The sequence below is a fragment of the Sorangium sp. KYC3313 genome (assembly GCF_052075895.1).
Classification (GTDB): Bacteria; Myxococcota_A; Polyangia; order Polyangiales; family Polyangiaceae; genus Sorangium; species Sorangium cellulosum_B.
On the sequence record NZ_CP197255.1, the window covers coordinates 5,614,251 to 5,626,572 of the forward strand.

Sequence of the window (12,322 nt, forward strand, 5' to 3'; positions counted from 1 at the left end):
CCGGCCGCCATGGAATCGAAATCAGCCCCTGCACGCCGCCGTGAGCGGAGGGGCCCGGGGGATTTGTCAGGAGGCGGTCGCGGTCGCTGTCACCACGCGTACGCCTCCGGCGCCTCGCCGCCGGGGCCGGGGAACATCGCGTCGAGCCGCCCGAGGTGCTCCGGCGTCAGCGTGATCTCGAGGGCGCGCAGGCTCCCGTCGAGCTGCTCGGCGGTGCGCGGGCCGAGGATGGGCGACGTCACGACGGGGTTCCGGAGCAGCCAGGCCACGGCCACGTCGGCGGGCCGCTCTCCGATCTCGGCGCAGAACGCCTCGTACGCCTCCAGCTTGGCGCGGTTCTTCTCGATGCGCGCCTGCGCGTCGGCGGAGGAGCGCCGGCCCTCGCGCGCCTTCTGGAGGGCGCCGCCGAGCAGCCCGCCGGCGAGCGGGCTCCAGGGCAGGACGCCGAGGCCGAGCGCGCGGCACGCGGGCAGGACCTCCAGCTCGACGGTGCGCGCGTTGAGGTTGTACAGGCTCTGCTCCGAGACGAGGCCGAGGAAGTGCCGCTGCGCGGCGAGGCCGTTCGCCTGCGCGATCTGCCATCCAGCGAAGTTGCTGCTGCCGACATAGAGGACCTTCCCCTCGCGGACGAGCTGCTCCATCGCCTGCCAGATCTCGTCCCAGGGCGTCTCGCGGTCGATGTGGTGCATCTGGTAGAGGTCGATATGGTCTGTCTGCAGGCGGCGCAGGCTCGCCTCGCAGGCGCGCCGGATGTGATAGGCCGAGAGCCTCCTGTCGTTGGGCCCTTCGCCCATGAGGCCGTAGACCTTCGTGGCGAGCACGATGCGGTCCCGGCGCCCGTCGCCCTGGGCAAGCCAGCGCCCGACGATCTGCTCGGTGATCCCCTCTCCGCGCTTCCGCCCGTAGACGTTGGCTGTGTCGAAGAAGTTGATCCCGTGCCCGAGCGCTCGGTCCATGATGGCGAAGCTGTCGGGCTCGCTGGTCTCCGGGCCGAAGTTCATCGTGCCGAGGCAGAGGGGGCTGACCTTCAGGCCGGTGCGTCCGAGATTGCGGTAGTCCATGGCGCCGGAGGGTAGCAACGCGCTCCGCGGGCCGTCCACACCGTAGGGCTGAACCCGTCGTAGGGTTTTGCCGGAGTCGCGCCGTCATGAGCCGGCCCGGCGGGCGGCGGCGCGCGGCGTGTGGCGCGCGACAGGCACCGCGCGCGGCGCGCGGCGCCGGACACCTTGCCGCGGTGTGGCGGCGGCGCGGATCCAGCGCGGAGGGCCGCTTCCTTGATGCGCAACGGTGCTTCACTTATGCTCGCTCGCCGGGGCGAGGAGACGACCATGTGGCAGCAGGAAGACACGGAGATCGCGCATGCCGAGAGCGTCCACGACGAGGCGCGGGGCATGCGCGGCGTCCGGTTCGTCATCGATGTCGGGAGCATCGACCCGCTCGACGCCGCCGCCATGTGGTGGGATCAGCAGGGCTGCGCGCGGGAGCTCTTCCCCGGGACCGCGTGCGAGATGCAGTCGGGATCGTTCCGTGAGCCGCGCTTCGTCGTCCGGATGAGCGTGCCTCTCCCGGGCGTCGGGCATTTCACGCAGACGTTGCGCTTCTCCGCGGAGCGCGTCTCGCCCGAGGTCTTCGTCCTCGTCGTCGATGCGTTCGAGGAGAACGTGCTGTGGACGCGGGGGCTCGGGACTTACCGCTTCTCGCCGGGCTCGGGCGGCACGACGCTGATCGAGGTGACGAGCCTGTACGCGCCCAAGGTGCCGATCATCGTCCTGAATCAGGCGTCGCTGGCGGCGGCCCGCGCGCACCAGCGGCGCTACCTCTCGGGCCGGCGCCCGACGGACGAGGAGAGAGCGCAGTTCCTGTCGGCGATCGGCGCAGGCCCACAGGCCGACGCCTGAAGCGCGCCGCTCGTCGCGGCAGCGGCCGGCAGCGGCCGCTCCTTGCCCGGCGCGGGCCGCCCGCGACGGCGCACACGAACAGCTGCATGTCCTCGAGCTCGACCATCGCGCGCGCCCCTCGACGCGGCGATCGCGCCGACGTTCACCGACCGCACCTTGCCCAAGGGGCGCCCGCAGGGCCCCGAGGGCCCGGCGTTCGCGTCGAAGAGCTTCCCGGCGCAGTGACCGCCGAGGGGGGCGGAGCGGGCCTCAGCGATCGAGGGGTTTCCTCGCGCCGATGAGCGAGTATCCGGCGCACGACGGCGTGACCGATACGTCGTCGAATCCGCAGCCGCGGAGGAGTTCGTCGAGCTCGCCGGCCGTGAACTGCTTGCCGGGGGTCAGAACCACCATGTTCATGGAGCTCAGCGCCGCCGTGAGCGGGCCGTCCTGCCCGTCCGAGAGCAAGAGCTCGAAGACGAGGACCCGGCCGCCCGGCGGCAGCGCATCGAAGCTGTGCCGGATCAGCTGCTGCCGGCGCGCGCTGTCCCAGTCATGGAGGACATTGGCGAAGAAGATCACGTCGTGATCCGGAGGCCACATGTGGCGGAACATGTCGAGCTCCAGCACGTCGATGCGATCCTCGAGGCCGTGCTCCGCGACGTATTGCCTCGTCGCCTTGCACACGGGCGGCAGCTCGGCGACCGTGAACCGGACCTCGGGGTTGTGCCGCGCCAGGGCGATGCTGAAGCAGCCGGAGCCGCCGGCGACGTCGAGCAGGCGGCGGGCGCCCGCGAGGTCCGCGCTCTGCGCGAGCCCGACCGCGGTCGCGAAGGAGTGGCCGTGCATCCCGCGGGTGAAGGCGAACGCCTGCTCCTCTGACAGGTCCGCCTCCGCCCACTCCTCCGTGATGACCTTGCCCTGGTCCCACGCGAGCGCCCCGTCCCGCCGCAGGATCTCCAGCAAGGTGCCGTGCGAGACCGGAGCCTGGCGGAGCAGCCGCAGCATGTGGCCCCAGTAGAACGGCTTCGCCGGGAGCAAGAAGTTGCGGGACACCTCGGTGAGATGGAACTTGCCACGAGACTGCACAAGGAGCCCCATCCCCGCCAGGGAGGCCAGGAGTGCCTCGGTCGCGCGGAGGCTGAGAGACAGCTTTCCGGCCAGCGCCGCGATGCTCGCGGGCTCTCGTTCGAGGAGCGGAAACACACCGAGCTCGTCGGCGACGCTCATGATGGGCAGCTGATAGGCGGACATACAGAGCTGCCGCATCAGCGAGTCGTCACAGGTGGGTTTCTCGAGATCCACGGGCATCGATGGTTCCTCCTCTCTGCTCGAAAAGGGATGCGCACGCCGGAGCGGCCTGCGATCGAGCTACTACCCATAGCCGAGTTCGGTCGCTCCTGCCCAGGTGTCGCGTCCCTCTGAACCCTGGAGCCCGCCGTTCTCGCCGGAAGTCCGTCGCCACGAGTGTTCCCGCGTCGGTGCCGTCCTTGTTCACGGCGTAGATGGCGTAGCCGCTGATCCAGAAGATCCGCTCGCCGACCGCGATGTCTCCGGGGAGATCGCCTTCGTGGATGGGGATCGACGCGACGATCTCGGTCTGGCCGGGCTCTCCGAGCGCCATCCGCCGAACGGTGCTGTGCGTCCCGCCGGGCGGGAGCTCGGTCCAGTAGAGATGGGCGGCGTCGAGCGCGAGGCCTCCGACGTACGTGTCCCGGTCGAAGACGGAGAGGCCTGTCTGATCGGTCGCGTCGGCTCGCGCCGCCCAGATGCGCTTCGGGACATCGCGCGCGTCGGGATCCTGCTCCGGGTCCTCGATCACGCCGGTGATCCAGTAGACCCAGCCGCCGCCGGCCACGGGCCGCCGGTAGCCCGCCGCTCCCTGGGCGCTGGCGACCGTCGAGACGGTGACGTTCCCCGTGAGCGGCATCCGGTACACGTCCGGCTCGGTCTCGTCGGTGATGAGCAGCGAGCTCTCCGAGCGCGCGAGCATGGTCGCGAGCGGGTCGAGCACCATCAGCGGCTCGGTCGAGCCGGAAGCCGCCTTCTCGGTCGCGAAGATCGTGCTGCCGTAGCCGCTCGCCCAGAGCACGCGCCCGTCGTCCCCGTCCCCATCCACAACGAGGCCGATCGCTTCGTGCTCCTCGTCGTTGGCCGTGGCGAGGACGACCGGCAGACACCTGCCCTGCTCACAGGCGCCGCCGAGGCAGCTCCTGCCGGGCACACAGCAGTTCTCCGGATCGGAGAGGTAATCGTGGTCGCCGTCGGCGGCCTGGCACGCGCCCGGCGCGCGCCCTGTGAACGGCGCGATCGGGCACTCCGCGGAGGGCCCGCCGGCCGCGCCGCCCCCGCCCTCGCCGGCCCCCGAGCCTGCGCTCGCGGTGGCCCCTGCGCCCTCCGAGCTGCCCGAGCTCCCCGCGCCGCCTGCCGCGGGATCCCCGCTGGCCTCTCCGTCGGGGATCCCCCAGATCGCGTTGCAGCCAAGCGCCGTGCTCAGGGCGGCGCACGCCGCCAGGCCGGCCCGACAGGTGGGTCGCATCGCGGTACTCTAGCGCCGCGTGGTTCCGGTGGAGAAGCCGGACGCGCGCGATGTCGGTTTCTGATCGACACGCGTCGACTCCCGCCGGCAGGCAGACGCTCAAGGCGCCAGCTTCGCTGCCACGGTTGGAATTTGGCGACCACCTCGTCCACCATCACGCGATTGCGTCGCGCGCGTTCACATGCTTTCCAGCACTGCTGCGGGAAGTCGGACGGGGAAGCGAAGCGCCATGACGCCAAGGGCGCCAGGAAACCAGGGCAATGGGAGGGGAAATGCCGGAACCGCACCTCCTCTCTCCCCTTGGCGACCTTGGCGACCTTGGCGGTTTTTCTGGCGATCCGGGGCGACTGCCCGCAGTAGTGCTAGTCTCCGCGTGAATCGCTCGCGCGGCGAACGCCGCGTGACCAACACCATCATGAAGAGGTACCTTGCTTTATCACAACAATCCGCTTCGATTGGTCCTCTGCCTGGCTCTCGGGCTCTCGGCGGTGGCTTGCTCCGATGACGAGTCCACGGGCACCGGCGGCGGTGCCGCCTCCAGCACGACCAGCAGCGGCGGTGCTGGCGAGGGCGGCGGCGGTGCGTCTGCCGGCACCGGGGGCGAGGGCGGCGGCGGTGCGCCGGCCGGAACGGGGGGCGAGGGCGGCGGCGGTGCGTCTGCCGGCACCGGGGGCGAGGGCGGCGGCGGTGCGCCGGCCGGCACCGGGGGCGAGGGCGGCGGCGCGCCTCCGAGCGATCCCGCCTGCGGCGCGGACACCGCGGCGTTCGCCGACGTCGAGCCCATCCTGACGAGGAGCTGCGCGAACCAGTACTGCCACGGCAGCGCCGGCGCGCCGTCCGGCGGGCTCGACCTCCGCGCGAGCGCGGCCGCCGGCAAGCTCGTCGATCAGGACAGCGCGTCCTGCTCCCGCGAGCAGGCGCTCGTCGTGCCGTTCAAGCCGAGCAGCAGCTATGTCATGAACAAGCTGAAGGATGTCGGCCTGTGCGACCCTGACGAGAGCAGCATGCCGCCGGGCGCGCCCCTGTCCGAGGCCGATATCAAGACGATCAACGACTGGATCTGCGCGGGCGCTCCCGCCCGCTGAGCTCTGCCTCGTCGAGATCGTCGATGCGACAGCGCCTGCCGGCGCACGCCGAGCACTGGCAAACCGGGCGCTGCGATGAGGTGAGTCGCTCGGCGGTGGTGGTATTCTCCGCTCTGTCCACTCGGGCGACCGATTCTCTCGACGGTTCGCCCTCGGGGACCCTGTGCTACGGCCCTGGCCGCGGATCCTTGCAGCAGCGAAACCCGATCTCGTAGAACCGGAACATCGGTCCATGCGAGTCGTTGGTCCCCCGGCACCCCGCCCACGGCTTGGACCAGTAGCCGCCCTTCAGCGACGAGCGGTGTGGCCACTCGGGGCGCGAGGTCGACACCCACTCTTCGACGTTGCCGACCAGGTCGACCACGCCGTAGGGGCTCACGCACGCCGGATACGAGCCCGACGGCTCCCCCTGCCAGAGCCGCTGCGTCTCGGCGGCCCGCACCGCCGGGTCGTTGGACGCGAGCCGCCGCTCGCTGATCCCACGGTACGGCTTGCTGACGTTGCAGGCGGCCGGATCGTGCGCGTAGCCGTAGGGGAAGGGGAGCGCGGACGGCCCCTCGCAGGCGAGCTCCCACTCGAACTCGGTGCAGAGGCGCTTGCCGACGGCGGCGCACTCCCGCTCGGCCTCGATGAAGCGGAGCATCACGACCGGCAGCGCGCCGGCCCGGTTCGGCCACTCGTGGCGGTCCATGCACGTGCGCACCGGCGTGAAGCGCGGCTCGGCGGCGAACAGGCCGGGGAAGAAGTCGAAGCAGTGGCCGCCGCGGTAGCTCGTGCAGACCCGCTGCACGTTCTCGGCGTGGGTGCCCTCGACGAGCACCATGTCGGGCGGGCAGGACGCCGCGGGTCCGGGCCGGGGCGGTGCGTCGGCCTGGGCGAGCAGCGGGGCGAGCAGGAGGTCGAGGAGCACGCGGCGGGTCTCTATCGCAAAGCCGCGCGGCGGACGAGAGGCCGCGCGGCGGCTCGCCTCGATCCGGGCCCGTCGCGCCCGTGCCGCGCTCGCGTTCGGGCGCCCGCCTGGGGTATTCTCGCGTTCCATGCGAATGGCGCTGCTCAGGATGCGCGCCGCTGCGCTCGCCGCCCTGGCGTGGGGAAGCGCTTGCGGTGGCAACGTGGTGGTCGACGGGATGCCGGACGGGTCGGGAGGCGCCGGGGCGACGAGCTCCAGCGCCAACACCACGGGCGCGTTCGGCTCCAGCGCGATCAGCACGGGCACGGTCGCCGCAAGCGCGGTCAGCGTCGGCGTAGGCGGCACCAGCGGGGGCGGCTCCGGCGTGGGCGGTTCCAGCGCGACCGGGATGGCCACGTCGGGGACAGCGAGCGCCTCCACCGGGGCGGGCGGCGGCGATGCCTGGTCGGCGTGCATGAAGTTCTGCGAGACCTATACGGGGGCCTGCGAGCTGGTGGAGCCGGGGCAGTGTGAGGGGTTCTGCAAGGGGTATGTGAACGAGGCGCCCCAGTGCAACGAGCCGCTCGCGCTGTTCTTCGACTGCGCGACGAACGGCAGCATCGACTGCGACTTCGTCCTGGAACGGTGCCGGCCGTTCCTGGCCGCGTTCGATGCGTGCCGGGCCGGCGGCGGCTGCACGCCGCTCGAGTGCTTCGCCGATCGCAACCGGGCCTGCTCCTGCAAGGGCTCGTGCCCGAACGCGGTGTTCGCGGTCGAGTGCCGCCCCGACATGCGCAGCGGGATCGCCTGCTCCTGCTTCGTCAACGGCGAGGAGCTGGCCAGGTGCCAGGATGTCGGCCCGGCGTGCGACCTCGCCCAAGGCTGTTGCGAGCCGTTCTTCGACGAGTTTCGCTGAGGGGCGCCCGCGGCGTTCGCCATGGAGGGCCAGCAGGGGAGCGGGGCGCAGGGCGGAGCGCTCGCCGAGGCGAGCGCGCGCTGCGTGGGGGCGCGGGTCGACGCGGCGCTCGCGCCCGGGCGCGCTCCTGGGGTACTCTCGCGGCTCATGAGAATGACGATGCTCGGGATGCGTACCGCTGTGCTCGCCGCCCTGGCGTGGGGGAGCGCGTGCGGTGGCAACGTCGTCGTCGATGGGATGCCGGACGGGTCAGGAGGCGCCGGGGTGACGAGCTCCAGCGCGATCGGCGCGGGCGCGTTCGGCTCCAGCGCGATCAGCACGGGTGCAGTCGCCGCAAGCGCGGTCAGCGTCGGCGTAGGCGGCACCAGCGTGGGCGGCTCCGGCGTGGGCGGGTCCACCGGGGTGACCGTCGGCGTGGGCGGCTCCAGCGCGGTCGGCACCGGCGTGGGTGGCACCGGCGGGAACGGCTCCAGCGCGGTCAGCTCCAGCGCGACCTGGATGGCCACGTCGGGGACAGCGAGCGCCTCCACCGGGGCGGGCGGCGGCGAGGCCTGGTCGGCGTGCATGCGCTACTGCGAGCGCTACGAGGACATGTGCGGGGCGCTGGAGCCGGGCGACTGCGGGACGATGTGTGACACGGAGCTGGACCAGGCGCCCCAGTGCAACGATCTGCTCATCCCGTTCTTCGACTGCCTGATGAACGGCAGGTACGACTGCGACCTCATCGGGCCCCGGTGCAAGCGGTTCCTGGACGAGTACAACGCGTGCGCGAACGGCGGCCCCGGCTGCCCGGGGATCGCGTGCGCCGGCGATCCCGGCGGGGCCTGCAGTTGCAAGGGAGCGTGCCGGGGCGTGGTCGTCGCGGCCGAGTGCCGCCCCCAGAGCTTCGGCAGGACCCTCTGCTCCTGCTTCGTCAACGGTGAAGAGGTGGCCTCGTGCGAGGACCGCGGCGAGGCCTGCGAGCTCGGGCTTCGCTGCTGCGGGCCGTACTTCGAATCGTTGCGCTGAGGGGCACGAGCGGCGTTCGCCATGGAGGATCGCTCGGGGGGCGCGGCGCAGGGGGGGACGCTCGCCGAGGCGCTCGCGCGCTGCGTGGGGGCGCGGATCGACGCGGCGCACGCGAACCCGGCGACGGGGCTCGTCGCGCTCGCCGTCTACGACGGGACGAGGCGCGTGCTCGGCGCCGGCATCGGGCCGCGCGTTTCAGGGGTGGGAATCCTGCCGAGGCTGCCCCGGCTCCGCGCCGGCGCGTCGCACCCGCTCGTCGCCGCCATGAGGGCGCACCTGGTCGGCCGCCGCGTGCTGGCGATCGAGGTGCGGGGCGACGGCATCGTGATCGTCGCGGGTGATGTTGATGCGGTCGTGACGGAAAATGACCGAGAGGGTGCAGAGGGCGCACCCAGGTTGGGGTTGGCCGCGCCCGAACCCGGGTTGGGGCCGGCGGCGCTCCCACCCAGGTTGGGGTCGTCCCCGGGAGCGCGGCTGGAGCTCACGCCGGGACGCCGCGGCGAGGCGCGGCTGCTCGACGCCGCCGGCCACCTGATCCTCCGCTGGCCGCCTCAGGGGGGCGCCCCGCAAGCGGCGGTCGCTTCCCCGGCGGATCCGCTGGCCGCCGGCGCGGCGCTCGTCGAGGCGAGCGACGACGCCGCCGCCGGGCAGGAGAAGGCGGCGCTCGCGCGCGCCGTGAGGGCGCGGCGCGTGGCGCTCGAGCGCAGGGCCGAGGCGGTGCGCGGCGATCTCGGGCGGCTGGCCAGCGTCGCGCGCCTGCAGAAGACGGGGCAGCTCCTGCTCGCGCAGGGCGCCCGTGTGCCGCGGGGCGCCGCGAAGGCGCTCCTCGACGACTGGGAGACCGGCGGCAAGATCGAGGTCGCGCTCGACCCGTCGCGCCCCGCCAAGGCGCAGGCCGAGGCCTTCTTCGCCAAGGCGCGGCGCTACCAGCGCGGCGAGGCGGTGATGCGCGCGCGCCTCGCCGACACCGAGCGCGCCCTCGCGGCGATCGCCGCGCTCGAGGCGGACGTCGCCGCGGCGGAGGCGCGGCCCGAGGCGCTCGAGCCGCTCGCGCAGCGCGCCCGCGCCCTCGGCGCCTCGCGCGCGGAGCTCGCCGGCGAGCCCGGGACGTCCGGCGCCCGCGCCCTCGGGGCCGGGCGGCCCGCGCCGCGGCGGCCGTTCCACGCCTACCGCAGCGCGTCCGGCGCGGCGATCCTCGTCGGCCGGGGCGCCGAGGACAACGACGCGCTGACGACGAAGCACGCGCGGCCGCACGACCTCTGGCTTCATGCGAAGGGCGTCACAGGCTCGCACGTCGTCGTGCCGCTCGCGAAGGGGGCGAGCTGCCCCGCGGACGTGCTGGTCGACGCCGCGACCCTGGCGGCGCACTTCAGCGACGCGCGCGGCGAGGCGGTGTGCGAGGTGAGCTACGTCCAGCGCCGCTACGTGCGCAAGCCGCGCGGCGCGGCCCCGGGCGCGGTGGTCTTCGACCGGGAGAAGGTCATCGCCGTCCGCATCGAGGGCGATCGCCTCGCGCGGCTGCTCGCGACCAAGGAAGAGGGCTGACGCCGCGCACGGCCGGCGGAGGCCACGCCCGCCGGCGCAGGTCTTCGCCCGCCGGCGGAGCCCGCACCGCCGGTCGAGGCCGCCGTCAGGTCGCGAACGCCGCCCGGACCTGCTCGTTCAGCTGATCGAGCCGGCGCGCGGGGAGCTCGGCCGCGCGGGCGAGCGACTCGACGACCGCGCGCTCCGCGTCGGAGATCCCCTCGCTCGCGTGGGCGACCGCCAGCGCGACGATGATGCCCTCCTCCACCGCGTCGCAGTCCATGAGGATCTCCGCGAGGAGGCGGACCCGGGGCTCGACGCCCGCCGCCGCGATCACCTTCAGGCTCGCCTCGATGAGGTAGCGGACGAGCTCGGCGTTGAGCTGGGCGCCGAGCATCGGCTCGATGAGCTGGCGCAGGGCGTCGATCTCCTCGGCGTCCACGGTGCCGTCGGCGTTCGCCACGAGCGCGCCGAGGTCGACGATCGGGGTCGGGTTGTACTCGTTGAGATCGAAGCGGGCGCGGAGCAATCCGGCCGCCTGCTGGACCAACTCGGGAGGCTTCATGTCGCAACCGCCCCGGCGATTCGCCTCATGACTGACCACCTTTCGGGCCGCGGCGGCGCACCGCCTCGGATTCGCTGAGGCCGAGGCAGAGCTGCGCCCGGAGCGCGCGCAGCCCTGCGAGCACCTCGGCCGAGGCCGACTCGGCCTCGGCCCGCTCGATGGTCGCGTCGAGCGTCGCGAGCCTGCCTGTCTGGAGCGCCTTGAGCGAGTAGGTCATCTGCACGAACGTGTCGAACAGGTCCCCGAGCTCATCGCCCTTTCGCAGCCCGCCTCCGATGGTGAGCCGCGTCGTGCCGACCTGGCGGCAGAGCCGCTTCAGCTGGTGGACCGGCCCCACGATGCGCTGGGTGATGAAGACCCCGAGCACGCCGAGGACGGCGAGGAGGAACGCGCCTCCGCCGACGAGGATGCCGAGGAGGCGGCCTTGCAGCGCCTCGACGTCGGCGCGCCGCCTGGCGACCTCCGCCAGGTTGCGCTCGTACTCGCGGTTCGTCTTCTCGAGCTCCTCGTCGAGGGTGCTGCCGAGGTCGGCGCCGTCGCCGCCCAGGGCGGCGGTGCTCATCCTGAGGATCTTGGCGCTGTTCGCCGCCTCTTTGAGCGCGAGCTCCGCCTGGGTCGCCGCGTAACGCGCCTGTTCGTTCGCGACGCTCGCGGTCTGCCAGATGACGAGTCCGAGCGCCACCATGACGGCGAGCACCACCGAGACGAGGAGCCCGGTATATTTGAGCTGGAATCGCGGGTTCAGGAGCAGCTTGCGGCGGGATGCCGGGCGGGCCGTGGCGCGATCCTGGGCAGGTGAGGTCATGAGGGCTCGTCAGCGGGCGCGCGGCATCGCCGCGCGTCCAGGATAGACCAGGAGCGGGCCGCGCCGGTGCGACCCCCCACGAAAACGCACTGCGGTCTCCGTGGTACAGCATTCCGTTCGCCGATCGCAAGGCCCAATCCGCGGCCGTGGGTTCGCGGAGCGCCTGCGTGCCTTGTGAGGGCCATGAAGCCGCGTCGTTGGTGATCCGGAGCCGGTGCGTCACCGCCGCGAACGGCGCGGCGCGACGGCGGCACACGGTTGGAGGGGGGCGTCGTGTGCGCTTCTGTAGGGCCCGTTCGCGGAGCGTGCGGTCGCAGGAGCTCGCGGGAGGCGGCTCGGCCTGAGGCAGCGAGCGCGCGTGACCGGGGCTGTTGCGTCGCAGCGTGCACCTGCTGGGCGTGCTCGCGCATGATAGGAAGATGAAAGACGCCTGGTGCCAGGCCACGAGTCGCGGTATTCACCGAGGCCAAGCGCATCGATGATTCGGTCATGGAAGTGCAGGTCACCAAGCTCGGCGGGAAATATTGTTTTGCCTCGAACGCCGCCGGTCAAGGGAACAACCGCGCTCATCTCGCCGCTGCCCTCACCAACCTGGCGCATGCGCACACGCTGCAGTTCGACGGCAAGGAGGTGAAGGCGGGCCAGATCGAACGGGTGGAGGGGCCCTTGCACGCCGGGCAAAACCTCCTCCGGGCGCTCGCGAGGCGTCTGAGCGCCGCCGGGAATGACTTTGCCAAGTACCCCGAGCACGTCTTCGTGGTCGGCTCGAAGAAGCCATGTACGGTCTGTCGAAGGGTGCTCCTCTCGTTCAAAGCGGCGCTGGACGCAGACTGCCCGTTCGTGACGCTGCATCTCGTGAACGAGTCGGGGGCGAGCACCGACGTGCACGCGCTCGATCTCTCGGATCTGTCCGCCGGCGGCGTGCCCAGATTCCAGGCATTCGTGCAGGACTACACGAATCGACTGGCGGGGCAGCCGGCGCAGCCCGCCGGTGAGAGCGTGGCCGCAGGCGTTCGAATGGCAGCGGCGATCGATTTCATGCAGCTCGCTTGACCGGAGGCGCGTTCACCGAGAGACAATGGCTCGGCACGCGCGAAATCCAGGTTGGATCTTA

At 72.3% G+C, this 12,322-nt stretch carries 12 protein-coding genes and 1 pseudogene; 7 read left to right on the forward strand and 6 right to left on the reverse strand.

The genetic code is table 11. The annotated features are described in order from the left end of the window. Positions 1-89 precede the first annotated feature (89 nt). A complete protein-coding gene (locus ACSRUE_RS21990; RefSeq protein ID WP_441292710.1) occupies positions 90-1,061 on the reverse strand; it encodes an aldo/keto reductase in 972 nt (323 codons plus the stop codon). Positions 1,062-1,328: 267 nt separating this feature from the next. Here ACSRUE_RS21990 and ACSRUE_RS21995 point away from each other — a divergent pair, with 267 nt between their 5' ends. Further along, positions 1,329-1,898 carry a hypothetical protein gene (locus ACSRUE_RS21995; protein ID WP_441292711.1) on the forward strand — a complete coding sequence of 190 codons (570 nt, stop codon included), beginning with the start codon at positions 1,329-1,331 and terminating at the stop codon, positions 1,896-1,898. A gap of 126 nt (positions 1,899-2,024) precedes the next feature. Further along, positions 2,025-2,117, forward strand: a pseudogene (locus ACSRUE_RS22000) (ester cyclase); the annotation flags it as partial. Between the two features lie 30 nt (positions 2,118-2,147). Here ACSRUE_RS22000 and ACSRUE_RS22005 read toward each other — a convergent pair. Then, positions 2,148-3,188: a methyltransferase gene (locus ACSRUE_RS22005; RefSeq protein WP_441292712.1), complete on the reverse strand. Its 1,041-nt coding sequence runs from the start codon at positions 3,186-3,188 to the stop codon at positions 2,148-2,150. Beyond that, positions 3,157-4,416 carry a hypothetical protein gene (locus ACSRUE_RS22010; RefSeq protein WP_441292713.1) on the reverse strand — a complete coding sequence of 420 codons (1,260 nt, stop codon included), beginning with the start codon at positions 4,414-4,416 and terminating at the stop codon, positions 3,157-3,159. The genes ACSRUE_RS22005 and ACSRUE_RS22010 overlap by 32 nt, the downstream gene beginning before the upstream one ends. A 455-nt stretch (positions 4,417-4,871) precedes the next feature. Here ACSRUE_RS22010 and ACSRUE_RS22015 point away from each other — a divergent pair, with 455 nt between their 5' ends. Continuing rightward, on the forward strand, positions 4,872-5,501 hold the full coding sequence (locus tag ACSRUE_RS22015; RefSeq protein WP_441292714.1) for a hypothetical protein: 630 nt from the start codon (positions 4,872-4,874) through the stop codon (positions 5,499-5,501). Between the two features lie 166 nt (positions 5,502-5,667). Here the strand turns inward: ACSRUE_RS22015 and ACSRUE_RS22020 are convergent, their stop codons facing one another. Continuing rightward, a complete protein-coding gene (locus ACSRUE_RS22020; protein WP_441292715.1) occupies positions 5,668-6,411 on the reverse strand; it encodes a formylglycine-generating enzyme family protein in 744 nt (247 codons plus the stop codon). A 127-nt stretch (positions 6,412-6,538) separates the two neighbouring features. Between ACSRUE_RS22020 and ACSRUE_RS22025 the strand changes: the two genes are divergently transcribed. From ACSRUE_RS22025 to ACSRUE_RS22035, 3 genes are all read left to right on the forward strand, one after another. Then, a complete protein-coding gene (locus tag ACSRUE_RS22025) occupies positions 6,539-7,306 on the forward strand; it encodes a hypothetical protein (RefSeq protein ID WP_437766155.1) in 768 nt (255 codons plus the stop codon). A 168-nt stretch (positions 7,307-7,474) separates the two neighbouring features. Then, positions 7,475-8,314, forward strand: a complete 840-nt coding sequence (locus ACSRUE_RS22030) for a hypothetical protein (protein WP_441292716.1) — start codon at positions 7,475-7,477, stop codon at positions 8,312-8,314. Positions 8,315-8,335: 21 nt separating this feature from the next. Further along, the gene (locus tag ACSRUE_RS22035) at positions 8,336-9,859 is read left to right on the forward strand and encodes an NFACT RNA binding domain-containing protein (RefSeq protein ID WP_441292717.1); all 1,524 of its coding nucleotides are present in this window, start codon (positions 8,336-8,338) and stop codon (positions 9,857-9,859) included. Between the two features lie 85 nt (positions 9,860-9,944). Here the strand turns inward: ACSRUE_RS22035 and ACSRUE_RS22040 are convergent, their stop codons facing one another. Together ACSRUE_RS22040 and ACSRUE_RS22045 are read right to left on the reverse strand one after the other, a co-directional pair. Then, the gene (locus ACSRUE_RS22040) at positions 9,945-10,403 is read right to left on the reverse strand and encodes a tellurite resistance TerB family protein (protein WP_437766158.1); all 459 of its coding nucleotides are present in this window, start codon (positions 10,401-10,403) and stop codon (positions 9,945-9,947) included. 25 nt (positions 10,404-10,428) lie between these two features. Then, entirely contained in the window at positions 10,429-11,208 is a 780-nt protein-coding gene (locus tag ACSRUE_RS22045; protein ID WP_441292718.1) for a HAMP domain-containing protein, read from the reverse strand. A 489-nt stretch (positions 11,209-11,697) separates the two neighbouring features. Here ACSRUE_RS22045 and ACSRUE_RS22050 point away from each other — a divergent pair, with 489 nt between their 5' ends. Beyond that, positions 11,698-12,261, forward strand: coding sequence for a hypothetical protein (locus ACSRUE_RS22050; protein ID WP_441292719.1), 564 nt, complete (start codon positions 11,698-11,700; stop codon positions 12,259-12,261). Positions 12,262-12,322 lie beyond the last annotated feature (61 nt).